The following is a 23,924-nucleotide window of genomic DNA, read 5'->3' as shown; positions in this document are numbered from 1 at the left end:
ACGGTAGCAATTCTTGTGCACGGCCGGCGTGGCCGGACCGAGAATTGCGTGCCGTTTCAGGGCGCGCGCACGCAATGGGCTATGGAAAATATCGGATTGCTATTAATTCGATTTTTGAAGCTTTGATATATGAGTTTCGCGTGGGCGATTTATTTTTTTCCCGACTAGCACGCTTGCAAGAATATAGTCGTGATATCCCGATCATTGAGAACGGTCGAGATTTGCAATGCGACGGATCCCGCTTTGAAGACGATCCATCGCCGCGCATCCATGTTTTCCTACCAGCACTTGGCGCAAATTTCAACCGAACGATCGCACGCTGGAACCGGTCTTGCGTGCGCAACCCCACTGATAGATACATTTTTCTCTTGTTTAATAGCTTCTTTCATACGCTTGCGTCCTCTCCGGAAGTTATCGACCATCCGGAACCGGCGCATTTCCTTCGATACGAAGTGCCCCGAAGCCAGGCCAAGGCGTGGGCGCACAGACCTCTTTGGCCCCGCGTCGCATTGACGACACGTCGCTCGGGCGAAACTATTCGCTGCAGGCGCTGTCACGCAAAGGCTGCCAAACACAGGCGAGCCTGCAGGGTTCATGACCCTGCGTCATAGTCATAAAACATGCTGCGCTCCAGCCGGGGAAAAAACCGTTCAATGGCTTCATTCCGAAAGAACTTCACGATCCTGATGACGTTGCAGGTGTCCACCTACCTTGCACCGCTGCTGACGCTGCCGTGGCTTGCACGCGTCCTCGGTCCGGACGGATATGGACGCCTTTCATTTTGCCTGGCCTTTGTCGCCTACTTCATCTCGCTCGCGAATTTCAGCTTCTCCCTGACCGCGACGCCGAAAGTGTCCATCAATCGCGCGAGCCGCGAACAGCGCTCGAAGATCTTCTGGGAAACCATCATCACGCAGGCCGCGCTCGCGGGTGCCGGCTTCTTCGTCCTGCTCGCGCTGACGTCGTTCATACCTTCTCTGAGAGAGTATCGCGAGTTGCTGATCATCGGCTATGGCATGCCGATCGGTGCGATGCTGATTCCTACGTGGTATTTTCAAGGCATCGAAGATCTCGGCATGCTGAGCGGATTCGTATTCATCGGACGTGCGCTCAGCATTCCTGCTATGTATATCTTCGTGCGCGAGCACGACGATGTCGATATCGCGATGGCCGTCAACGCGCTGGTTCCGCTGCTATCGGGCATTGCGATCTGCACGTATCTGTATTTCCGTCGCGAACTCGACTTCGTACCCGTGTCGTTCAAGACCATCTTCGGTCGTCTGAAGGACGGCTGGAGCGTGTACATGGCGACGTCCATCGTCGATATTTATGCATCGAGTAACATCGTGCTGCTCACGTTCATTTCGGGCAACGTCGCGGCCGGCTACTTCGCCGCGGGCGACAAGCTGATCCGCGCGGCATTGAACATGCTCTCGCCGCTCAAGACCGCGGCGTACCCGCGCGTGAGCTTTCTCATGCATCATGCAAAGGACGATGCCTTCGCTTTCCTGCGCAAGATGTTCGTCGTGCAGGGCTTGATCGTGTCGCTGATCTCGGTCTGCATCTTCTTCGGCGCGCCGCTTGCGGTAAAACTCTTGTATGGACCGAAGTTCTTGCCTACCGTAGAAGTGTTGCGTTGGATGGCGTTCGTACCGTTGATGGTCGGCCTCACGGATCTCTTCGGTGTTCAGACCATGCTTCCGCTTGGCATGAAGGCGCAGTTCAGCCGCGTGCTGATGGCGTCCGCCGTGCTGAATTTCGGCTTGCTCGCCGTGCTGGCGAAGCTCTTCGGCGAACAGGGTGCGGCAGCTACGGTGCTGATTGTCGAGACGCTGGCGGCGGCGGCGATGGCCTTCACGCTTCATCTGCAAGGCGTGTCGTTGCTCAAGCGTCCGATTACCGAAAGAGCGGGTTCGGGTACCACGTGAACCGTATGTAGAAATGCGATGTGGATATCAGGATCGGCGTAATGTTTATTTGCGCTTTCGGCAATGAACAAATTGACGTGTTATAAACGGTAACAAGTGATTCTATTTGTTAACGCGTTTTTCAAATGATTGGCTTTCACAAAGCATTGTATTGCACGCCAAGCGCGCATTAGACGCATTTGATTGCGCTCTACTCCAAAAGTTGCATTTAAGTATGTGAGTCAACGAACCGACCTATGCAGTTCGAGCCGATATCTTAATGGTCCAAACAGTGTTTAATTAAGCGAGCCTGCCGAATGGAAACGGATGAAACGTCAGTCGAGCATGTGCAAAAGTTAGCCGATCAAGCCGAGAGCCTGCGCATGCAATCAGTCGCGGTGCCACTCAAGGATCTGCAAATCCTTCTACAGATATGCGAAACGGCGATTGCTCAGCAGAATGCGGCCGCCACGAAATAAGCTTCAGGAATTCGTATACGTCAGCACAGGAATGCTGGCGTCGATAACGTCCCGGGCACGGACCGAGGAATGTGCTCAAGCCGGCGAACGACGGCTCCGGCTCTGAAGAACTCAGATCTTTTACTGACCTATCGGCTTTACGTCCCGCTGCAGAAAGGCTGCTTCAATGGCTGAACTGTGCTTTCGGCGCGACGCAGAACAATCTTCGCAAAGACCGACATCGGGGCGCCCATCCGGCCAAATTGACTGGTCCGGGATTCTGCGGCAGGTAAATCCAGGCCTGTTATCAGGCTTGATGGAGTTCCTCGCATCCCGTGCGCAAGGAACGCGTAATGCTATGCCGGATCTCGTGTGTATTTATCGCGCGCGTATTACATCTTCGCGCGATTAGTACTCCGACACGCACATCCCGGCCTTTCATGTTCCTCGAGGTGGTCATGAACGACCACCCGGGATGCGTTCGCCCCAAGCGAGTGTGTCGCGTCATCTTTCCATAACGATTAGGCCATTCCTTCACATTGCGTATTGCCGCGGGTGCTCGGCGAGACGCCAATCGAAGAGTTGAATATGAAAGAGATCGTCCATATCACCGAGGCCTTCGGCGGCGGTGTGCTGTCCATGCTGACCCAGCTATCGAACCGCGCGGCGGCGGCCGGTGTCGGCGTAACGATCCTTCATTCGATCCGGCAGGAAACACCGAATAACTTCGCGAAGCTCTTTCATCCTGCGGTAAAGCTAACCTACGTCAGCATGTTCCGCGAAGTGAGCATGAAGAACGATCTGAGCAGCCTGTGGAACCTGGCCCGCAAGCTGAAGGAGTGCGATCCGTCCGTGATTCATCTGCATTCGTCGAAGGCGGGCGTTCTGGGACGTGCCGCCGCGCGCATCGCAGCGCCGCGCGCACGCGTGTTCTATTCGCCGCATGGCCTCGCGTTTCTGCGGCGTGACGTGTCGCCCGCGAAGCAGTTCGCTTATCTGAGCTTCGAGCGCATCGCCGCGCGACTGGGCGGGACCATCGTCGCATGTTCGAAGAGTGAGCTTGCGGAGATCGAAACGAAGATGCGCGCGCGTCGCGCACGCATGATCGAGAACGGCGTGAACGTGCCGGAGATTCCGCCGCGCATCGACAAGAGCGCCGGCGGGATTCTCATCGGCATGAGCGGCCGCGCCATGTTTCAAAAGAATCATGAGGCCTTCGTGAAGCTCGCGACCGAACTGCGCGACGCGTCCGTCCGCTTCCTGTGGATCGGCGGCAATGAAGACGAGTTGCCCGCGGGAACGCCTAAAGACGCCGTAGCGTGCAGCGGCTGGGTCACGCGCGATCGTGCGCTCGAACTCACGTCAGGGCTCGATATCTATGTGCAGACATCGCGATGGGAAGGCATGCCTATCGCACTCATCGAGGCGCAGGTCGCGGGCATTCCCGCCGTCGTGACCGATGTCGTGGGCAATCGCGATGTCGTTCAGCATGGCGTGACGGGCTTCGTCGCATCGAACGTGGAAGATATGGCGAAGTACATCGCGTTGTTGCGCGACGACTCGTCGCTGCGCGCACGCATGGGCGCCGAGGCCAGAGCATCTGCGAGCAAGCGCTTTTCGATGGACGCGATCTTCCGTCAATGGCTTTCGATGTACGAGTTCGACTCCGTCAAGCACGCGCGCGCGCCGCTCGATGCCGATGAGATCGCCTATGAAACCAGCTCCGATTCACAGTTCTGACGCCCTGATATGGACACATCCATCGCCAGCAACAAGCTCGTCTATAACGGACGCTTCACGAGCCAGAAGACCACGGGCGTGCAACGCGTCGCGCGCGAACTCGTCGCCGCGCTCGTGCAATTGCCGCAAGGCTCCCACGTGACGCTCGCGGTGCCGCCGCAAAGCGGACTCGATCCCGTGCAAGGTGTCGAGACCGTGAAGCTCGGCTTCGGCAAGGGCGTCTTCTGGGAGCAGATCGTGCTGCCGCTCTTCGCCGGGCGCTCGCGTATCGTGAATCTCTCGAACTCGGGCTCGATCTTTCGCGCGAACCAGATCATCTATATGCACGATGCCGCGGTGTTCGATACACCCGCGCACTTCTCGTGGAAGTTTCGCACGTGGTATCACGTGATGTTCTGGATCCTCGCGCGCACGTCGAGTTGCGTGCTGACGAATTCGAAGTTCTCGCGCGACCGGCTCGCGCATCATGTCGGCGTGCCTGCGGAGCGCATCGGCGTGGTGCCACTCGCAGCCGATCATCTCGATCACATCATGCCCGATGCATCCGTGATCGAAGAACTGAATCTCACGAACCGCCGTTACGTGCTTGCCGTGAGCAGCATGAATCCGACGAAGAACTTCAAGCGCCTCGTCGAAGCATTCATGCGTCTGAACGATCCTTCGATCGATCTCGTGATCGTGGGTATGAAGAATGCCGCGATCTTCGGCAAGGCACATGATCTGTCGAGTGCGCCGAACATCAAGCAGGCGGGCTATGTCAGCGATGAAAAGCTGAGAGCGCTCTACCAGCGCGCCGCATGCTTCCTCTACCCTTCAATTTACGAAGGCTTCGGCATTCCACCGCTGGAAGCGATGCGCAACGGCTGCCCGACGCTCGTCGGGCGTGCGGCCGCATTGCCGGAGACATGCGGCGACGCATCGATCTATTGCGATCCCTATTCTGTCGAAGATATTTCAAGCAAGTTGCGCGAGCTGCTGGCTTCGCCTGAATTGAGCGAAGACCTCAAACGTCGCGGCCTCGCGCACGCCGAGCGCTTCCGCTGGACGGAAAGCGCCCGCCTGCTGATGCAGTTCATCGACAAGCCGTGAGAGCAAGCGGCGCTACAAATACAGACGCATTTCGAGGGGGAAAGAGCTGGTGAAGTTGGGAATTTATTGTGACTCGGGTATCAACGGCGGCCACGAAAAGATGCTTAAACGGTTCATGCTTGCGCTCATCGCGAGCACTCATGTGAAGACTTTGCATATCCTCGTGCCGACCGCGAACGAGCCGCTGTATCGCTACGTCAGCGACCTGGCGAACGCGCATCCGAAAGTGAAGACGATCGGGCTTCCGCATACGGCGGAATCGATACGCGGCGATGTCTTCGCGCTGTGGCGCACGGTCCGCGCGACCGCGGCGAAATTGCGCACGCTGCGGCTGAACAAGCTGCTCATCGCGCAAGGCACCATCGCTTCCGGTCTCGCGGGACTCTTCGCCGCGCGTCAGGCGCGCACCACGGCGGTAAGCTATCTGCCGCTCGTCGACGATGCTCCCGCGAACGCGGGCGGTCCCGGCAAGATCAAATGGCTCGTCAAGCGCGCGCTGTATCGCGCGCCGCACGAGTACGTCACGCTGAACGATCATTTGCGCGGCAAGCTGAAGGCGCTCGCGCCCAATGCGCGCGCGATGGTCCTCGAGAACTACGTCGACGACCGCTTCAGTCGCACGACACTCACGAAAGAAGCCGCGCGCGCCTCGCTCGGCTTGCCCGACGACGGCACGACGATCATCGCGCATATCGGACGGATCAACTTCAAACAGAAGCGTCAGGACTTTCTGATGCAGGCCATCGAGCGTCACGCCGATGCATTCGCACGCACGCTCGTGCTGATCGTCGGCGAAGGTCCGGATGGGGCGCGCCTGCAAGCCATGATCGACGCGAGCCCGGCGCTGTCCGCGTGCGTGCGCATGGTCGGGCCGCAGAAGGACGTGCTGCCCTGGATCGTCGCGAGCGATGCGCTCGTGCTGCCTTCCGCATATGAAGGCGTGCCGCTCGTGATGATCGAAGCGGTGCTCGCGCAACGGCCGATCGTCGTATCGCGTGTGTCGGGCCTCGATTCATATCTGCCCGATGCGCTGCTTTTTCCCGCGCATGATCACGATGCATTCGTCGAACGCATCTTCGCGGCGCGTGATCTTCCGCTCGCCGCGCTCGCACGCGCATTCAGGCATCGCTTCTCGCGCGAAGCATTCGACGAGCAGGCGCAAAACGTCTTGCTGCACGAGAGCGCCCTGCGCGACATGGGCGCTCAGTCCACGCCGCGACGTTCCAACGTGCTGATCGAGTGACAGCGCGCACTTTTTCGAGGGCCGAACATCGATGCGAACTTTGGTGGCTGCCATATCCCTGTTCGGTGCGCTTTGCTGCGCATCGGTGCTGATCTACGCGCGCGGCGGCACATCCGACGCGTATCACAGCAGTCATTCGGCGAACTCCGCGGAGCACGCTGCGAACGTCGCGTCGCCGAAAATCGCTTGCGGCAATGGATCGAAAGGTGTGTTCTACGGTATCGCAGGGCATCTGGAACATCACGGCGCGTACGGCATGAGCGACTACGCCTTGCAGATTTCACAGCTTCGCGATCTCGGCGTCACGATGTACGCGCAAGATGTATCGAGCGAGCAAAGCGCTCACATGGTCGCGGATTTCGCGCGCGCGGCGGCGAAACAGTGCGTCGGCGTGCTCGCGCTCGTTACGCCCTTCGAGCCGGAAAAACGCGCGAACGAGCAGGAAACCTTCGAGCGCGGCTATGCTTTAGGGAAGACGGCGGGGCGTTTACTGAAGGGCCTCGTTACGTACTATCAGGTCGGCAACGAGTACGACAACTGGACGATACTCGGCTCGGACCGTAGCGGCGAGCATCCGCAGGACTACGACAACGCGAAGTTCATGAAAGCGCGCGGCTCGATCCTCGGTCTGATCAAAGGCATACGCGAAACGAATCCGGACGCGAAGATCCTGCTGACATCGTTCAGCTGGCTGCATTACGGCTTCACCGACATGCTTTATGCGGGCACGCAGCCCGACGGCACGCGCGGTCATCCCATTCCCCACTGGGACATCACCGCGTGGCACTGGTATTCGAACATGGGATCGATCACTGCGGCCGGCGACAAGAAGGTCAACGTGCTCGAGCGCCTGCGCGACAGCTACGGCAAGCCCATCTGGATCACCGAGTACGGCGTGCGGCCGACCCACGCGGACCCGGCCGGCTATCTCGTCGGCAAGGATGCATTGAAGGGATTCGTGTCGCTCGCGAAGACCTACAACATACAGAACGTGACCTTGTACGAGCTATATGACGACCAGCGCTACGGCGGCGATGGCAACTACGGTGTGATCCAGGACGACGGTAAAACGCGCAAATCGCGCTTCGATACCGTGCGGGATTTCATCAAGGCCAACCCGATGCCGTAAGAGATCGACACTTTGGTACGACAAATAAAGCATGGGCGAAACCGCAAATTATCGCGCGAAAGAGCGGGGGCGCAAGTGGCGTACCCGCCCTTACCATGCCCGTTATGTTCGCTACTCAACAGACGCGTGCAGTTTGGACCCGGAAGATAGCCTTGACGCTTTATTTTCCAGACTTACCGTATCGTTTGACAGCAAGCGATTCGTAACGGGATTCGCGAGTTTCATCCGCCGAATCTTGAGGCGCGATGCCGAGGCACGGAGTGTGCTCCTGGCAGATATCGCACTCCGACGAGCCGACGTGCTTCGTCATGCGACCTCGAAGCAACATGTGCTTCGCCCGCTTTTCAGAGCCTCTCGCGTCTTTAGTCTGGAAGTTCCGACGGCCATAGGCCGGATCAACAACACGCAAGACGTACCGCGGACATGCCGCGCGGGCTCTCTGTTTTTCTCGGCCCGGGAAACAACGGTCAACTTATCGAACTGAGGACGGCGCCTTTGAACACCCTCTATGTGAACTCCGGATCTTCGCGCCCCGGCAAGGACGACGGTGAATTCACCGCGAGCGACATGCTCAGGCTCCTGCGCGATCACCTTGGCATCCTGTTCCTGTTCATCGGGATCACGGCCGCGCTCGCGACCGCGTATGCATTTCTTGCCACGCCCATCTATTCTTCGGACGTCGTCGTGCGCGTGGATCCACCCGATCCGAACGCGCTCGGCATCGCGCCGCAAAACCAGATGCAGATGCAGCAGTCTCAGCCGACGGTCAACCAGCTCGCGCCCGCGGAAATCTCCGTGATGCAAAGCCGCTCGGTGCTCGAACCCGTCGTGAAGCAGTTCCACTTCGACATCAAGGTTAAGCCGACCACCTTCCCCGTGCTCGGCCAGATCGCGGATATCTTCGCGAAGAAGGGACATCTGTCTCCGGCATGGTTCGGTCTCGATTCGTATGGCTGGGGCGGCGAATCGCTGCAGATCGGCCGCCTCGACGTGCCGCCCTCGCTCGAAGACCAGAAGCTCGATCTCGTTCTGCTCGACAACAACCAGTACGAGTTGCGCGATCCCGATGGCGCGATGCTTCTGCGCGGCACGATCGGCCGTCCGGCATCGGCGAACGGCGTGTCGATTCTCGTCAACAGCGCGCTCGGCCATCCGGGCGTGCACTTCGACGTGACGCGCCTCAATACGCTCGATGCAATCGCGCTCATGAAGAAGTCGATGAAGGTGGCCGAGTCCGCGAAAGACACGGGCGTCGTGCAGATCACCTTCAACGCCGACGATCCCGCGCTGACCGCCGATGTCGCGAACGCGCTCGGCCAGGCGTATCTGACCGCGGCCGTTCAGGCGCGCCAGGCGAACGACACGAAGACGCTCGAATTCATCCGCGGAGAACTGCCGCGACTCGAAAGCGATCTGCGGCGCGCGGAGGGCAACCTGAGCTCGTTCCGTTCCAAATCGCAGTCGGTGCAACCGCTCAACGAAGCGCAGGCGTATCTGCAAGGCAGCATCGTATCGATGCAGCAACTGGCGACGCTCAAGCTGCAGCGCACGCAGGCCTTGCAGCGCTTCCAGCCGAGCAGCCCGCAAGTGGTCAATCTGAATCAGCAGATCTCGGAGCTGGAGGCGTCGAACAAGCAGATTCAGCAGCGCTTCGACAGCATGCCCGCTTCGGAACGCCAGAACGCGACCCTCACGCGTGACGCGCGCGTGGCCGAAACCATTTACATGGGCATGGTGAACAAGGCGCAGGAGCTTTCCGTGCGGCGCGCGAGCACGAGCGGCGGCGCGCATATCGTCGATAACGCGCTGCGCCCGTATCGTCCGGTTAAACCGCACAAGTCGCTGGTGATCGCCGCGGGCACGGGCCTCGGCTTCTTCATCGGCACGTTCTTCATCTTCCTGCGCCGCCACGCGATGATCGGCGTCACCGATCCGATGTTCGTCGAGCGCCGTCTGTCGGTGCCCGTGCTGGGCGAAGTGCTGTACAGCCGGCAGCAGGCCATGCTCGATCACGAGATCGCCGTATCGCCGGTCGAACATGCGCCGCTCACTTACTCCGGGGCGCAGAACAGTGGTCCACCGAAGGCGCTGCCCTATGTTCATCTGCCGGAGCACGACGCGTTCGCCATGCCGCACGTCGCCGACACGGATCGCGATGCCCGCGTGCTCGCCACGCGCTTCCCGCACGATCCGGCGATCGAGGCGCTGCGCGCCGTGCGCACCGAGTTGTATCGCGATCTCGCCAATGCGCCGAACAACATCGTGATGCTGACGGGCCCGATTCCGTCGGCGGGCAAGAGCTTCGTCGCGGCGAATCTGTCGGTGCTGCTCGCGGAGATCGGCCTGCGCGTGCTGCTGATCGACGGCGACATGCGGCGCGGCCATATCGCTTCGTTCTTCAAGCAGTCGAATCCGGGCGGTCTCTCGGAAGTGCTCAAGGGCGAACTGGCGCTCGGCGACGCGATCCGCTATGTCGGCGTGCCGGGGCTGTCGTTCATGTCGTGCGGCGGCTATCCGGAGAATCCTTCCGAGCTGCTGATGATGCCGGGCTTTCGCAACATGCTTGCGCGCATGAGCGATCAGTTCGACCTCGTGATCCTCGATACACCGCCGTTCCTCGTCGTGACCGATGCGGCGATCGTCGCGAGCGACGCGGGTTCGACCGTGCTCGTGCTGCGTTCGGGCATCCAGAGCGAGGAGGAGATCGAGGAGACCGTGAAGAAGGTGCAGCGTTCGGGCGGCAGGCTCGTCGGCTCGGTGTTCAATGCGATTCCGCGACGCCCGAGCAATCGTCGCAGTTATGGTTATGCCGCGGCATATACGAGTTCGTTCAAGTCGGCGCATTAACGGCGCGCGCATAATGAAGCGTAGCGGTTGAAGGCATCGCGCCGCGTGCCCGTCACGCGGCGCATTGCGTTGTAACGCTGGCCGTGGGACGTGTTCGATTGTTCATACGTCTTGTCCGCGAGGGTGGATTCGAAGGCTTCGACGCGCTCGCGCCGTCAACCGGGTCGATGAGAGACACGCATATGAGCGGACCTTTTTCCTTCAGGAATCGGCTCGTGCAATGCCCGCGCTGCCGCAGGCAGGTGGCCGTGGGCATGAACGTGTGTCCGCATTGCGATTTTCATCGCGTGCGCAAGGCTGAGCCCTTGCCGGCGCCGGAGCCCGTGCCCGTTCAGACGCCCATCCCGGTTGTCGAAGAGGTTCGGCTCGCAGAAACGACAGACCTGCCCTCGCGTTCGATGCTCGTGATTCTGCTGGCCATGCTGGCGACATTCCGGCGCCGTGCATGACCCATGAAGCATGGTTCGCACCGACATTCATAACGATCGACAGCCCGTTTGAAACGGGCCCATCCAATCTTCGATGATGAAAGAAAAAGCGGCGCTGACCGACCTGTACTACCGAATCTGGGCCTTCGCGATGCCGGTGACGTCGTTCCTCGTCATGCCGTCGATTCAAGGCACGACGATCGGCTATCTGATGTGCTTCCTCTCCGTGCCGCTCGTGCTGCTGTTCGGCGGACGCGCGCGCAAGAGCTGGATGCACTTCGTGGGCGCGGCGATCCTCGTGTGGCTGCTGATGGTCTGCACGTCGCAACTCGCCGACATGATGGCGCCCTTCGATCCCGACTTCAGCAAGATCGTGCTCGTCGACGACAAGGATCCCTTCACCTTCATCATGCGCAAGAGCATGTTCACGCAGTCCATCTACGTGTCGGCTGTCGTGCTCTATGCGGCTTATGTGTACCACTACTACAAGCCGACGTGGGACCAGTGGATTCTCGCCGCCGTCACGCTGTTCGCGCTGTACGGCATGTTCGAGGTGGCCTATTACATCGTCACGGGCCAGCCGGGCGACTTCGTCTCTAACCGCGCGTTCGGCGATCAGTTCGGCAAGGGGATCGTGCGCTCGGACGGCACGGTGAACGGCAGTTCGTTCCAGCAGATCGACATCAAGGGCATTCCGATCCAGCGCCTGAAGGCGCTCACCGGCGAGCCGTCGATGTACGCGATGTCCATCTTTCCGTTCTGGGTCTACTTCAACGCGACGTCGCGCGTGCGCTGGCCGGTATGGGTGATCGGCCTGTCGCTGCTCATGACCACGTCGTCGACGGTGCTGATCGGTTATGCGGTGTATTCGCTCATCCGCGTGCGCAAGCTCGGCATCAATCCGGTCAAGGCGCTGATCGGCCTCTTCGTGCTGTGCGTGATCGCGTATCTCCTGCAGGATTACATCGCCGATCTCTTCAAGCAGATGGTGGTGGACAAGCTCGAACAGAAAACCGAGTCGGGCTCGGACCGCTCGCTGCTGTTCCTCGAATCGATGCGCCTGTGGTTCAATGCGTCGCCGCTCAATCAGATCTTCGGCATCGGCTTCGGTTATATCCGCTCGACCGATCTGTTCTCGACGCTGCTCGTCAATACGGGCATAGTCGGCACGGTATTCATCAGCTCGCTGATGCTTTACCCGGCGTTCAAGCTCGACTGGGACCCGCGCGGCATGGCGCTGCGCCAGTGCTGCGCCGCGACCTGGACGATGATGATGGTGTCCGTGCCCGAGTTTGCCTATCTTGCGCCCTGGACGCTGGTCGCGATGGCGTACGTGCGCGTGCGCGCGCTCAAGATCGCGAGGCAGCAGGTCGGGGACAAGGCCGCTGCCGCCGCGATGCACGATGCGCAGGACGGCGCGTCGATCGGCACCGCCATCGGCAGGCACGTGAGGCCCGAGATCGGGCCGCGCATCGGCTCGCGCTTCGGCCCGCGCGGCCGGCATCTCTGATCGCCTAAGCCCGGCTCCGCTTCCTGCGACGTTCTACAATGTTGGTTTCGACCACCGGCCATCCATCGGCGATGGCCGGGCAACCAGGGAGCAACCATGTCGATTGTCACGACCGATTCCGGTCTCAAATACGAAGACGTCACCGTTGGCGAGGGCGCTGAAGCCGTCGCGGGCAAGACGGTCAGCGTGCACTACACGGGCTGGCTCACGGACGGCCAGAAATTCGATTCGAGCAAGGACCGCAATGACCCGTTCGCCTTCGTGCTGGGCGGCGGCATGGTCATCAAGGGCTGGGACGAAGGCGTGCAGGGCATGAAGGTGGGCGGCGTGCGCCGTCTCACGATTCCGCCGCAACTCGGCTACGGCGCACGTGGCGCGGGCGGCGTGATTCCGCCGAACGCGACGCTCGTGTTCGAAGTGGAACTGCTGGACGTCTGAGCGATCTCGGCATGAGCGCGCCGCTTCATCGTCCCGCCGTGTCGCTGCGCCGCTATGAGGCGGCGCAAGCGTCGGACGTGCACGACTTTCATCAGATCGTGCTCGGCCTCGAAGGGTCGATGGAGATGGCCGTCGATGGCAACGGCGCGCGCATCGATTGCAGCGGCGCGTGGATCATCCCGGCGGGCGCGCGCCACGATTACTGGGCCGACGGCGATAATCGCCAGCTCGTGCTCGATCTGCCCGCCACGTCTGTCGCTGTGCCCGAGCGCTATTTCGAGCGGGCGCGCGCAGTCGCGATCGATCCGCGCGTCACGCAGGCAGTCGCCGAGGTTGCTCATCGCGCGAACGGCGCTGCGCACTTCTCCGAGCGATTCTCATGGCAGGTTGCCGCGCATCTGTGCGGCGCGCTGATGCACGATACCGACGATTCCATCGACATGATGCGTGGGCTCGACTTCGCGCGCATCGATCGATGGTTGCGTCTGCATTTGTCGGAGCCGCTGCGTATCGCCGATCTCGCCGCGCATTGTGGCTTCGGCATGCGGCGCTTTCATCAGCTCTTCAATGAGGCGTTTGGCGAGACGCCGCATCGGTACTTGCATCGTCTGCGGCTCGATACCGCGTTGACCTTGCTCGCCGATCCTCGTGCGACGCTTATCGATGTCGCGCTCGATGTTGGCTTCGCCGATCAAAGTGCGTTCACGCACGCGTTTTCTAAACGCTTCGGCATTTCGCCAGGGCAATGGCGGAATGGTGGGTTCAGGTCGTTGCGCGGCGGTTAGGTTGGTTTTTCGGCAGATGTTTTGGGCTTCGGTGGATCCCGTTTTCGTGTCGGTCTATTTGTGTTGCCCCTGTGCGGGGCGGCAGTCACTTTCTTTGCTGCTGCAAAGAAAGTAACCAAAGAAACAGCTATCCCCAGCCTAAGCACTTCATGCCGGCCGCGGCACAGGCGATTGGCCTAATGGCCCGCCAGTAGCGAGTGCCCTCGTAGGTCTCGCGGGGCTTGGATCGCGCACGGTCTGACACATCGCACCACAGAACAAACTGGTTCAGCACCAAATAGCTCCGGCCCGCTTCGCGGCCGATGGGTCAATCGGGTTTGCGCGGGCTTCTTCGACGGCTTCCCTCGCATACCCGACGGCAGCGCGTAGCGCTGTGCCGAAGCTATTTGGTGCTGAACCAGCGCGCTCAAGGTTATGGTTTGTCAGACCGTGCGCGAGCCAAGCCCGGTAAGTCCTTCGAGGGCGACACTTAGGCGAGTGCCATTGGCGGCTGGCAAGCATGGCCAACGTGCGTGTGACCGCGGGCTTAAGCGAGCTGCTTTCTTTGGTTACTTTCTTTGCAGCAGCAAAGAAAGTGACTGCCGCCCCGCACAGGGGCAGTGCTAATAGACCAATAAGAAATCGGGATCCGGCGACACAAAAAACCCCCATCGATCGACTCTACAAACCCAACCCCCGCGCCAAATCGGCGAGCACATCCCGAGGATCCTCAAGCCCGACAGCAAGCCGAATCAGCCCTTCAAAAATGCCCGCGCCTTCCCGCACCTCCACTGCAAGACGCCCGTGCGTCGTCGTAGAAGGATGCGTGATCGTCGTGCGCGTATCGCCGAGATTCCCGGTGATCGAGCACAGCTTCGTGCCGTCAATCACGCGCCATGCGTTCGCGCGCTGCTGCTCCTGCGTGTCGCCCTTCAATTCGAACGATACGATCGCACCACCCGCCTTCTGCTGCCTCTTCGCGATCGCATGTTGCGGATGCGATTCGAGCCCCGGATAGAACACGCGATTCACCGCCGGATGCGCTTCGAGCCAACGCGCGATCTCCAGCGCATTCGCCGACTGTTTCTCGACGCGAAGCGCGAGCGTCTCCATCCCCTTCAACAGCACCCATGCGTTGAACGCCGACATCGTCGGACCGGCGCTGCGCACGAACGGAAACACCGTCTCCATGATGAAGCGCTTCGAGCCGACGAGCGCGCCGCCGAGCACGCGACCCTGACCGTCGAGAAACTTCGTGGCCGAATGCATCACGACGTCCGCGCCGAGTTTCAACGGCTGTTGCAATGCCGGACTGCAAAAGCAGTTATCAACGACGAAGATCGCGCCGTTATGCTTCGCGATCTTCGCGATCGCCTCGATGTCCGCGATCTCCGTCAGCGGATTCGACGGCGTCTCCAGAAAGAACATCTTCGTCTCGGGCCTCACGGCCGCCTGCCATTCGTCGGGCTTCGTCGGATCGACGAACGTCGTCGTGATGCCGAACCTCGGGAAGATCTGCGTGAACATGCCGATCGTCGATCCGAACAGGCTCTTCGAACTGACGATGTGATCGCCCTGCTGCATCGATGCCATCACGACCGACAATATCGCCGACATGCCCGATGCCGTCGCCATGCAGGCTTCGCCGCCTTCGAGCGCGGCGAGGCGGTTCTGGAACATCGTGACGGTCGGATTGGTGAAGCGTGAATACGTGTACGCTTCCTCGGAATTCCTGAAGCGCTCGGCCGCTTCCGCCGCGCTCGAAAAGCAGAAGCTCGACGTGAGAAAGAGCGCCTCGGCATGCTCGTTGAATTCGCTGCGCAAGGTACCGGCGCGCACGGCGAGCGTATCGAAGTTCAGGTTGTCGTCCATGTTTTTCTCCCTTGTTTCAAGGCCCGCGACGCAAAAAAGCCCGCTTGGTCCTTGCAGACGAAGCGGGCTCTTGTGAAGCGCTGAAGACTTACTCGACCGATAGCTGCAGATGCAACTGCGAGCGCGTCATGCCGCCTTCCTGCGCTTCGCTCGCGGCGTCACGGTCCGACTGCGATTGCGGCGCAAGACGCGCCGTCTCGATGCGATCGAGATAATCGGTCGTCACGTCGCCGGTGATGTAGTTGCCGTCGAAGCACGAAGCCTCGAATTCCTTCAGCGCCGGGTTGATGTCGCGGATCGCGTTCTTCAGATCTTCCACGTCCTGATAGACGAGATAATCCGCGCCGATCATGCGCGCGACTTCCTCGTCGCTGCGGCCGTGCGCGACGAGTTCGCCGCGCGTCGGCATGTCGATGCCGTACACGTTCGGGAACTTCACCGGCGGCGCGGCGGACGCGAAGATCACCTTGTTCGCGCCGGCATCGCGGGCCATCTGCACGATTTCATGCGAGGTCGTGCCGCGCACGATGGAATCGTCGACGATCAGCACGTTCTTGCCCTTGAACTCGATGCCCATCGCGTTCAGCTTCTGACGCACCGACTTCTTGCGCACCGCCTGGCCCGGCATGATGAAGGTGCGGCCCACGTAGCGGTTCTTGAAGAAGCCCTCGCGATACTCGACGCCGAGCTTCGCGGCCACCTGCATCGCGGCGGGGCGCGAGGAATCGGGAATCGGCATCACGACGTCGATCGGCACATCGGGCAGCACGCGCTTGATCTTCTCGGCGAGGTAATCGCCCATGCGCAGACGCGCGTTGTAGACCGGCACGCCATCGAGGCACGAATCCGGACGCGCGAGATACACGAGCTCGAAGATGCAGGGGTTGAGCGCGGGCTTCTCGGCGCATTGATGGCTGTGCAGATTGCCCTCGGCGTCGATGAAAATCGCTTCGCCCGGCTCGACATCGCGCACGAACTCGAAGCCGATGCCTTCGATCGCCACCGACTCCGATGCGACCATCCATTCAACGCCCGTCGCCGTTTCCTGCTTGCCGAGCACGAGCGGGCGAATGCCGAACGGATCGCGGAACGCCACGAGCCCGTAGCCCGCGATCAGCGAGACGATCGCATACGAACCCTTCACGCGCCGATGCACGCCCGCGACGGCCCTGAACAGCGCGGTGGCGTCGAGCTGAAGGCCCGAGCTCGCGAGCTGCAGTTCGTGCGCGAACACGTTGAGGAGCACTTCGGTGTCGGATGCGGTGTTGATGTGCCGACGGTCGATGCGGAACATCTCGTCCTTAAGCTGCATCCAGTTCGTGAGGTTGCCGTTATGCGCGAGGATGATGCCGAACGGCGCGTTCACGTAGAACGGCTGTGCTTCTTCCTCGCTCGACGCGGAACCGGCGGTCGGATAACGCACCTGGCCGATGCCCACGTTGCCCGGCAGGCTGCGCATGTTGCGCGTGCGGAACACGTCGCGCACCATGCCGTTGGCCTTATGCATGTGGAAGTTGTTGCCGTTCGCCGTGGCGATGCCCGCCGCGTCCTGTCCGCGATGCTGGAGCAGGAGCAGGCTGTCATAGATCAGCTGATTGACGGGAGTCTGGGAAACTACACCTACGATGCCGCACATGGCATGGTCCTTCAAAGAGTCGAAACGGGTAGAGAAGGCGTGGCCCGGATCTCATCGACGCTTCTCTCGAAATTCGGCCGTAACGAGGCCGGCCGAAGCGTCATCCAGCCGTCGCGTGTCCCTCGTGTAGCTGGCCGTTCGTCTATTGTGCGGCGTTTGGCGCCAGGCCGCTCGGTTCGGGAGCGACGTGCACATACGCGGCGAGCGTATCGGGGAGCAGCGGTTTCAATTCGCGCACGCCTTGCTCGGCCATCGGCCGCAGCAGCGCATTGCGCCAAAAATCCTTTTCCGGCAGTTCGGTCAAGCCAGCCAGGGCGACCAGAACCACTACCAATATAGCCCCTCTCACGAGGCCGAACAGCAAGCCCAACGAGCGATCGACGCCGCGCAGGCCGGTCACTTCGGTGATGCGCGTCAGAAGCGCCGACAGCACGCTCGATATCAGCAGCACCGCCGCGACCACCAGTACGAACGCCACGAGCCATTGCGTGAGCGCGCCGCCGGGCCATGTCGACGGAATATAGGGCACGACGAGTCCGACGAAGCGCCCGGCGATCAGAATGGCGGCCACCCAGCCGACCAGACCGAACGCCTCGGCCAGCAGGCCGCGCCACATGCCGCGCAGCGCCGACAAGCCAATCACAGCCATCACGCCGTAGTCGAAAGCGGTGAACATCGAATCTGCTTAGTTCGATGCCCGGGTGCCGCCGCCCAGGCCGGCCTGACGCACCTTCACGAGCGCAGCCTGCGCCGACGCGCGATCCGGGAACGGACCTGCGCGCAACAGCGATTTGGTCGCGCCATCCGACTGCTTGCGATGTTCGAGATATGCGGGCACACCCGCCGACTTCAACTTGTTGACCCAGTTCTGCGCGGCGGTTTCGTCGTCGAACTGGCCGATTTGCAGCACGAACCGGCTGCCCGCCGGCGACGACGGCGTGTTCGCCGCGCCCGCCGCCGCGTTGGCGGCGGTGTTCGCGTTGGCTTCTTCGGAAGCCTCCGCGGCCTGCTTTGCGTTCTGGCTCGCGACAGCGGCAGGCTTCGACGGCTTCGCTTCGGGCTTCGGCTGTTCCGCCGGTTCGGGCTTCGCTTGTGCCGTGGCGGCGGGTGCGGCGGGCTGCGGTTGCGTCACGCCAGCGGCCACACTGCCCGATGCGCCCGCAGGCGCGTCATGCGCGACGCCGGCTTGCGTATCCGCGTCGTTCGCGTCGCGCGACTGCTTCGCGGCAGGCGCGGGGCGGTTGGGAATATCGATGGAAATGTCGTTGGTGACGGGCTTCGGGCGCGAATCGAGCACCATCGGCAGGACGATGACGGCAGCCAGCACCAGCGCGATCGCGCCGACGAGTCTGCGGCGTGCGCGCTGTTTCTCGGGCAGCGTGGGATCGAGCATCATCGCGTCGGCGCCCGTACGCTCCGAACGGCGCGTGCGGCGCTCGGTGCGGACCGTCTGACGCGAACCGCGCGAGGAATCGGAATATGCGTCGCGACCGGAGTCGTCTTTCTTGCCGAACGAAAAGAGTCCCATGTATCGCTTGGTGCCGACGGCCGACCGTCTGGATGATGCTGCTAGTTATGCTGCGTGCGACGGTAGGCCATAACGCCCGCTACCGTGTAGAAACTGCCGAAGACTAAAATTCTATCATTTTCGGACGCCCGCCTTAGCGCATCTTGAAAAGCCAGGGCCGGCGTCTCAAATCGACAAACGCTGCTGTCGGGGCCCTCGTTGACACCGGCGTCGCGCAACGCGTGCTCGAGTTGCTCCGTCGACGCGGCGCGCGGCGTGGGCAGCGCGGCGAGATTCCAGTGGTCGATCTCGCCCTTCAACTGCTTCACGACGCCTTCGATATCCTTGTCGCCCATCGCGCCGAACACCGCGTAAGTGTACGGAAAGTAGCCCATATTGCCGAGATTCTGGGACAAAACGGCGGCAGCGTGAGGATTATGCGCAACGTCTAGAATGATCTGCGGCTTCCCCGGCAGCACCTGGAAGCGGCCCGGCAGCTCGACGTTGGCGAGCCCGAGGCGGATATCCTGAGCCGAAACGGGCAGGCGCTCGCGCAACGATTCGAGCGCGGCCAGCGCCGCCGCCGTGTTGATCAGCTGATTCGCGCCGCGCAGCGCGGGGTACGCCAGCGCCGGGCGACGCTGCTCGCGGCCGATATAGCTCCATTGCTGGCGCTCGTTGCCGGGCTGCGCTTCGTAGCGGAAATCGCGTCCGACGAGCCACAGGTCCGCGCCGATCGCCTGAGCATGATCGATCAGGCTCTGCGGCGGCGACGGGTCGCCGCACACGGCGGGCTTGCCCGCGCGGAAGATGCCCGCTTTCTCGAAGCCGATCTTCTCGCGCGTGTCGCCGAGATAATCCGTATGGTCGATGTCGATGCTCGTGATCACCGCGCAGTCCGTATCGACGATATTCACCGCGTCCAGACGCCCGCCCAGCCCCACTTCCAGAATCACCGCATCGAGCCCGCGCGATGCGAAGAGATGCAGGATCGCGAGCGTCGTGAATTCGAAGTAGGTCAGCGAAACCGGCTCGGGCAGGCTCGCGCGCGCCTTTTCCACCGCCTCGAAATGTTCGAGCAGATCGGCATCGCTGGCCTCGGCGCCGTCGATGCGCGCACGCTCGTTGAACGAAAGCAGATGCGGCGAGGTGTGGCAGCCGACGCGATAACCCGCGCGCAGCAGGATCGTTTCGATGATCGCGCACGTCGACCCTTTGCCGTTCGTGCCGCCGACGGTGATGACCGGGCAATCGAAGTGCAGGCCGAGCGCGTCCTTCACCTTGCCGATGCGCGCAAGACCCATGTCGATGCCGACCGGATGCGCTGCTTCCAGATGAGCGAGCCAGGCGTCGAGGGTGGAGAAAGTGTTCATTTTCGAGATCGGTAAAGCAAAACGCCGCGCGGAACCTCAGGGCTCTCGCGCGGCGCAGCGCTGCATATCAGCAACTCAGGCGACGGAATCGGCGGGTTGCCGCGTCATCAGCGCCATCAATTGGGCGAGTTCTTCACGCATCTTGCGGCGATCCACGATCATGTCGATCGCGCCTTTCTGCAGCAGGAATTCGGCGCGCTGGAAGCCTTCCGGCAACTTTTCGCGCACGGTCTGTTCGATCACGCGCGGGCCGGCGAAGCCGATCAGCGCTTTCGGCTCGCCGATCACGACGTCGCCGAGGAAAGCGAAGCTCGCCGACACGCCGCCCATCGTCGGGTCGGTCAGCACGGAGATGAAGGGCAACTTCGCATCCGACAGCCGGGTCAGGAGCGCGGTGGTCTTGGCCATTTGCATCAGCGAAAGCAGGCTTTCCTGCATGCGCGCGCCGCCGGACGCCGTGAAGCAGATGAACGGCACGTTCTGCTCGATCGCATTGCGCGCGCCGCGCACGAAGCGCTCGCCAACCACCGAGCCCATCGAGCCGCCCATGAACGAGAACTCGAAGCACGCGACAACGCACGGAATCGTGTGGATCGCGCCGCCCATGACGACCATCGCGTCGGTTTCGTCGGTATCCTCCATCGCTTCCTTGATGCGATCCGGATACTTGCGGCTGTCCTTGAACTTGAGCGCATCGACCGGCACGACTTCCTGGCCGATTTCGTAGCGGCCTTCCGGATCGAGCAGGCGGTCGAGCCGTTCGCGCGCGCCGATGCGCATGTGATGGCTGCACTTCGGGCAAACATGCAGATTCGCCTCGACGTCGTTGCGATACAGCACCGCCTCGCACGACGGGCACTTCACCCAGAGCCCCTCGGGGATGCCCTTACGGCTTTTGGGATCGGTTTGCTTGATCTTCGGCGGCAGCAGTTTGTCGAGCCAGCTCATCGTTTTTCCTTGACTGATCGGTCGCCGCGCGGCGCACGTCCGGATCGGACGGCCCGCGGCGGCGCGTATTTTACTGTGCGGCGTCGAGCGCCTGACGAATTTCGGCGATGAAGCTCGTCAGCGATGCGGCCGCGGCATCCGGCTTCGCCTCCTCGAGCAACTGCACGAGGCGGCTGCCGATGACGACGGCGTCCGCGACATCGGCGACGGCGCGTGCGGTTTGGGCGTCGCGAATGCCGAAGCCGACGCCCACCGGCAGAGGCACATGCGACTTGATGGCCGGGATTTTACTCGCGATGCTGGAAACGTCCAGATTTGCCGCGCCGGTCACGCCTTTCAGCGATACGTAGTAGACATAGCCGCTCGCGATCTTGCCGACTGCCGCGACGCGCTCGTGCGTCGATGTCGGCGCGAGCAGGAAGATCGGATCGATGCCGGCCGCGCGCATCGTCGCACCGAAGCTTTCCGCTTCCTCGGGCGGGTAATCGACCACCAGCACGCCGTCGACGCCCGCTTCCTGCGCGGCTTTCGCGAAGGCGTCGGCGCCCATGCGCTCGATCGGATTCGCGTAGCCCATCAGCACGACGGGCGTCTTGTCGTCGGTCTGGCGGAAGCGTTTGACATCGGCGAGCACGCTTTTGAGCGTCACGCCGCGTGCGAGCGCGCGCTCGGACGAACGCTGGATCACGGGGCCGTCGGCCATCGGATCGGAAAACGGCACGCCCAGTTCGATGACGTCCGCGCCGCCTTTCGCCAGCGCGTGCATGAACTCCACGGTTTGCTCGGGGTTCGGGTCGCCCGCGGTGATGAACGGAATCAGCCCTTTTTTGCCCTGCGCGGCCAATGCCGCAAAAGTATTCTTGATACGGGACATGGGAATTCTCTTGATCGGATTCGTTAGCGTCAGATGCTTCGGTAGTCATCTGACGCGATTAGCGACGAAAAAGACGCTATTCGGTGGTTTGCGCAGCGGCATCGACCGTCACGAGCGCTTTGCGGCGCGAGCGGACCGGCTCCGCTGGCCTTAGTCGCGCGGCGCGGGCTTCGGCGATGCGATTTTCCGCAATCGCGCAATAATCCGCGTTGATCTCGTAGCCAATGAACTGGCGGTCGTGGCGCGCGCAAGCAACCGCCGTCGTGCCGCTGCCCATGAACGGATCGAGCACGCGGCCGCCCGGCGGACAACTCGCAAGCACCATGCGCTCGACGATTTCCAGCGGCTTTTGCGTCGGATGATCCACCCGCTCCGCGTGCTGCCGATGCAGACGCGACACGGACCAGACATCCTTCGGGTTATAGCCGAGTTCGAGCCACTTGCTGCCCTCGAAAATCTTGCGTGAGCGCGCCTTTTTCGTCTCTGCGTCGTAGGGGATGCGCACCGGATCGAGATCGAAGTAATAATCCTTCGATACCGCGAAATAACCGATGTTATCGTGCACTGACGTAAATTTGCGCGTCGTTCCGCCCATGCTCGGCACGCGCCGGTCCCAGACGATCTCGTTGATCATCAAAAGGCGGCGCTTCAGGAACACGAACAGCTCGGGCGAGTATTGCCAGGTGCAGAAGATGTACAGCGAGCCGCTCGGCTTGAGTTTCGGGATCGCCAGATCGAGCCAGCGATACGTCCACTCCAGAAAAGCGTCGCCGGACAGCATGTCCGAATCGTTCCCGTAGTCCTTGCCCAGACCATAGGGCGGGTCCGCGACGATCAGATCGATCGACGCATCGGGAATGTGTTCGGCATCGGCCAGAAAATCGCGGTTGCGAATGTCGCTGCCGGCGCCCTGAAGAGCGCCGACGGACAAGGGCTCGTCGATAACGGTGCGCATCGGTCAGCGGCTCAGAACTGGATGCCCGATCGCTCGGCGACCGTATGCATGTCCTTGTCGCCCCGGCCCGACAGATTCACGAGCAGCACCTTGTCGCGCGGCAGCGTCTTGGCGAGCTTCGCGCCGTAGGCAAGTGCGTGGCTCGACTCGAGCGCCGGGATGATGCCCTCGATGCGACAGCAGTCGTGGAACGCCTTGAGCGCTTCGTCGTCCGTGATGCCGACGTACTCCGCGCGCCCGATGTCCTTCAGCCATGCGTGCTCGGGGCCGACGCCCGGATAGTCGAGTCCCGCCGATATCGAATGCGTCTCGATGATCTGGCCGTTGTCGTCCTGAAGCAGATACGTCCGGTTGCCGTGCAGCACGCCAGGACTGCCGCCCATCAGCGACGCCGCGTGACGGCCCGTATCTATGCCGTCGCCCGCGGCTTCGACGCCGATCAGTTTGACGTCTTTGTCGTCGATATACGGATAAAAGATGCCCATCGCATTCGATCCGCCGCCAACGCACGCGATGACCGCATCGGGCTGACGACCGGCCATTTCGGGCATTTGCACGCGGCATTCGTCGCCGATCACGCGTTGGAAGTCACGCACCATCATCGGATAGGGATGCGGTCCCGCCACCGTGCCGATGATGTAGAACGTGTTTTCGACGTTCGTCACCCAGTCGCGCATAGCTTCGTTGAGCGCATCCTTGAGCGTCTTCGAGCCGGATTCGACCGGAACGACCGTCGCGCCGAGCAGCTTCATGCGATACACATTCGCCGCCTGCCGACGCACATCTTCCGCGCCCATATAGACCACACACTCCATGCCGAAGCGCGCGGCGATGGTCGCCGTCGCCACGCCGTGCTGGCCCGCGCCGGTTTCCGCGATCACGCGCGGCTTGCCCATCTTGCGAGCGAGCAGCGCCTGGCCGATCACGTTATTCACCTTGTGCGCGCCGGTGTGATTCAGATCCTCGCGCTTGAGATAAAGCTGCGCGCCTCCGAGCATCTCGCTCCAGCGCTTCGCGTGATAAATCGGCGACGGACGGCCCACGTAATGCTTGAGCTCGTACTCGTATTCGGCGAGAAATGCGGGATCTTTATGTGCCGCTTCATACGCGACGCGCAGTTCATCGAGCGCGTGGATGAGCGTTTCGGAGACGAACACGCCTCCATATTGGCCGAAGTGGCCTCTTTCGTCTGGCAAGTTGTACATT

At 61.6% G+C, this 23,924-nt stretch carries 19 protein-coding genes and 1 pseudogene; 11 read left to right on the top strand and 9 right to left on the bottom strand.

The features are described 5' to 3' along the window. Positions 1-653: 653 nt before the first annotated feature. From IAG25_RS14965 to IAG25_RS14915, 11 genes and pseudogenes are all read left to right on the top strand, one after another. Positions 654-1,928 carry a flippase gene (locus IAG25_RS14965; protein WP_187605533.1) on the top strand — a complete coding sequence of 425 codons (1,275 nt, stop codon included), beginning with the start codon at positions 654-656 and terminating at the stop codon, positions 1,926-1,928. A gap of 296 nt (positions 1,929-2,224) precedes the next feature. Then, complete coding sequence (locus tag IAG25_RS14960) at positions 2,225-2,386, top strand: hypothetical protein (RefSeq protein ID WP_187605532.1); 162 nt, start codon at positions 2,225-2,227, stop codon at positions 2,384-2,386. Between the two features lie 567 nt (positions 2,387-2,953). Beyond that, positions 2,954-4,105, top strand: coding sequence for a glycosyltransferase (locus IAG25_RS14955; protein ID WP_187605531.1), 1,152 nt, complete (start codon positions 2,954-2,956; stop codon positions 4,103-4,105). 9 nt (positions 4,106-4,114) lie between these two features. Continuing rightward, positions 4,115-5,194: a glycosyltransferase family 4 protein gene (locus IAG25_RS14950; RefSeq protein WP_187605530.1), complete on the top strand. Its 1,080-nt coding sequence runs from the start codon at positions 4,115-4,117 to the stop codon at positions 5,192-5,194. Between the two features lie 142 nt (positions 5,195-5,336). After that, entirely contained in the window at positions 5,337-6,437 is a 1,101-nt protein-coding gene (locus IAG25_RS14945; RefSeq protein WP_309243940.1) for a glycosyltransferase, read from the top strand. 43 nt (positions 6,438-6,480) lie between these two features. Next, positions 6,481-7,566, top strand: a complete 1,086-nt coding sequence (locus tag IAG25_RS14940) for a glycosyl hydrolase (protein WP_309243939.1) — start codon at positions 6,481-6,483, stop codon at positions 7,564-7,566. A 495-nt stretch (positions 7,567-8,061) separates the two neighbouring features. Next, on the top strand, positions 8,062-10,413 hold the full coding sequence (locus IAG25_RS14935; protein ID WP_187605527.1) for a polysaccharide biosynthesis tyrosine autokinase: 2,352 nt from the start codon (positions 8,062-8,064) through the stop codon (positions 10,411-10,413). A 182-nt stretch (positions 10,414-10,595) separates the two neighbouring features. Further along, positions 10,596-10,862: a zinc ribbon domain-containing protein gene (locus IAG25_RS14930; protein WP_222946501.1), complete on the top strand. Its 267-nt coding sequence runs from the start codon at positions 10,596-10,598 to the stop codon at positions 10,860-10,862. 73 nt (positions 10,863-10,935) lie between these two features. After that, complete coding sequence (locus IAG25_RS14925) at positions 10,936-12,351, top strand: hypothetical protein (RefSeq protein WP_187605525.1); 1,416 nt, start codon at positions 10,936-10,938, stop codon at positions 12,349-12,351. A gap of 96 nt (positions 12,352-12,447) precedes the next feature. Further along, the gene (locus IAG25_RS14920; protein WP_035502329.1) at positions 12,448-12,789 is read left to right on the top strand and encodes an FKBP-type peptidyl-prolyl cis-trans isomerase; all 342 of its coding nucleotides are present in this window, start codon (positions 12,448-12,450) and stop codon (positions 12,787-12,789) included. Continuing rightward, positions 12,783-13,574, top strand: a pseudogene (locus tag IAG25_RS14915) (AraC family transcriptional regulator); the annotation flags it as partial. The gene IAG25_RS14920 and the pseudogene IAG25_RS14915, both read left to right, overlap by 7 nt. A 660-nt stretch (positions 13,575-14,234) precedes the next feature. Here IAG25_RS14915 and IAG25_RS14910 read toward each other — a convergent pair. The 9 genes from IAG25_RS14910 to trpB form a co-directional block, all read right to left on the bottom strand. Then, the gene (locus IAG25_RS14910; protein ID WP_187605523.1) at positions 14,235-15,425 is read right to left on the bottom strand and encodes an O-succinylhomoserine sulfhydrylase; all 1,191 of its coding nucleotides are present in this window, start codon (positions 15,423-15,425) and stop codon (positions 14,235-14,237) included. An 88-nt stretch (positions 15,426-15,513) separates the two neighbouring features. Continuing rightward, complete coding sequence (purF, locus tag IAG25_RS14905) at positions 15,514-17,061, bottom strand: amidophosphoribosyltransferase (protein WP_187605522.1); 1,548 nt, start codon at positions 17,059-17,061, stop codon at positions 15,514-15,516. Between the two features lie 142 nt (positions 17,062-17,203). Further along, positions 17,204-17,737, bottom strand: a complete 534-nt coding sequence (locus tag IAG25_RS14900; protein ID WP_187605521.1) for a CvpA family protein — start codon at positions 17,735-17,737, stop codon at positions 17,204-17,206. A gap of 9 nt (positions 17,738-17,746) precedes the next feature. Next, on the bottom strand, positions 17,747-18,589 hold the full coding sequence (locus tag IAG25_RS14895; protein ID WP_187605520.1) for an SPOR domain-containing protein: 843 nt from the start codon (positions 18,587-18,589) through the stop codon (positions 17,747-17,749). A 41-nt stretch (positions 18,590-18,630) separates the two neighbouring features. After that, complete coding sequence (gene folC / locus IAG25_RS14890; RefSeq protein ID WP_187605519.1) at positions 18,631-19,941, bottom strand: bifunctional tetrahydrofolate synthase/dihydrofolate synthase; 1,311 nt, start codon at positions 19,939-19,941, stop codon at positions 18,631-18,633. A 75-nt stretch (positions 19,942-20,016) separates the two neighbouring features. Continuing rightward, positions 20,017-20,889: an acetyl-CoA carboxylase, carboxyltransferase subunit beta gene (gene accD / locus IAG25_RS14885; protein ID WP_035511203.1), complete on the bottom strand. Its 873-nt coding sequence runs from the start codon at positions 20,887-20,889 to the stop codon at positions 20,017-20,019. A gap of 70 nt (positions 20,890-20,959) precedes the next feature. Further along, positions 20,960-21,763, bottom strand: coding sequence for a tryptophan synthase subunit alpha (gene trpA, locus IAG25_RS14880; protein ID WP_187605518.1), 804 nt, complete (start codon positions 21,761-21,763; stop codon positions 20,960-20,962). Between the two features lie 76 nt (positions 21,764-21,839). Further along, positions 21,840-22,718: a DNA-methyltransferase gene (locus IAG25_RS14875; protein WP_187605517.1), complete on the bottom strand. Its 879-nt coding sequence runs from the start codon at positions 22,716-22,718 to the stop codon at positions 21,840-21,842. A gap of 11 nt (positions 22,719-22,729) precedes the next feature. After that, the gene (gene trpB / locus IAG25_RS14870) at positions 22,730-23,923 is read right to left on the bottom strand and encodes a tryptophan synthase subunit beta (RefSeq protein ID WP_187605516.1); all 1,194 of its coding nucleotides are present in this window, start codon (positions 23,921-23,923) and stop codon (positions 22,730-22,732) included. Position 23,924: the final 1 nt, after the last annotated feature.

This window comes from Caballeronia sp. EK, from assembly GCF_014384845.1.
In the GTDB taxonomy this organism is placed as follows: Bacteria; Pseudomonadota; Gammaproteobacteria; order Burkholderiales; family Burkholderiaceae; genus Caballeronia; species Caballeronia jiangsuensis.
The sequence above is the reverse complement of the archived record's forward strand: the minus strand, read 5'-3'. Positions and strand labels throughout refer to the sequence as shown.

Bases quoted from the DNA above. Each gene is read 5' to 3' on its own strand.
- trpB (WP_187605516.1), bottom strand. From the start codon at position 23,923: ATGTACAACTTGCCAGACGAAAGAGGCCACTTCGGCCAATATGGAGGC.
- IAG25_RS14930 (WP_222946501.1), top strand. From the start codon at position 10,596: ATGAGCGGACCTTTTTCCTTCAGGAATCGGCTCGTGCAATGCCCGCGC.
- trpA (WP_187605518.1), bottom strand. From the start codon at position 21,763: ATGTCCCGTATCAAGAATACTTTTGCGGCATTGGCCGCGCAGGGCAAA.
- IAG25_RS14950 (WP_187605530.1), top strand. From the start codon at position 4,115: ATGGACACATCCATCGCCAGCAACAAGCTCGTCTATAACGGACGCTTC.
- purF (WP_187605522.1), bottom strand. From the start codon at position 17,061: ATGTGCGGCATCGTAGGTGTAGTTTCCCAGACTCCCGTCAATCAGCTG.
- folC (WP_187605519.1), bottom strand. From the start codon at position 19,941: ATGAACACTTTCTCCACCCTCGACGCCTGGCTCGCTCATCTGGAAGCA.
- IAG25_RS14925 (WP_187605525.1), top strand. From the start codon at position 10,936: ATGATGAAAGAAAAAGCGGCGCTGACCGACCTGTACTACCGAATCTGG.
- IAG25_RS14960 (WP_187605532.1), top strand. From the start codon at position 2,225: ATGGAAACGGATGAAACGTCAGTCGAGCATGTGCAAAAGTTAGCCGAT.
- IAG25_RS14965 (WP_187605533.1), top strand. From the start codon at position 654: ATGGCTTCATTCCGAAAGAACTTCACGATCCTGATGACGTTGCAGGTG.
- accD (WP_035511203.1), bottom strand. From the start codon at position 20,889: ATGAGCTGGCTCGACAAACTGCTGCCGCCGAAGATCAAGCAAACCGAT.
- IAG25_RS14875 (WP_187605517.1), bottom strand. From the start codon at position 22,718: ATGCGCACCGTTATCGACGAGCCCTTGTCCGTCGGCGCTCTTCAGGGC.
- IAG25_RS14900 (WP_187605521.1), bottom strand. From the start codon at position 17,737: ATGTTCACCGCTTTCGACTACGGCGTGATGGCTGTGATTGGCTTGTCG.
- IAG25_RS14910 (WP_187605523.1), bottom strand. From the start codon at position 15,425: ATGGACGACAACCTGAACTTCGATACGCTCGCCGTGCGCGCCGGTACC.
- IAG25_RS14895 (WP_187605520.1), bottom strand. From the start codon at position 18,589: ATGGGACTCTTTTCGTTCGGCAAGAAAGACGACTCCGGTCGCGACGCA.
- IAG25_RS14920 (WP_035502329.1), top strand. From the start codon at position 12,448: ATGTCGATTGTCACGACCGATTCCGGTCTCAAATACGAAGACGTCACC.
- IAG25_RS14955 (WP_187605531.1), top strand. From the start codon at position 2,954: ATGAAAGAGATCGTCCATATCACCGAGGCCTTCGGCGGCGGTGTGCTG.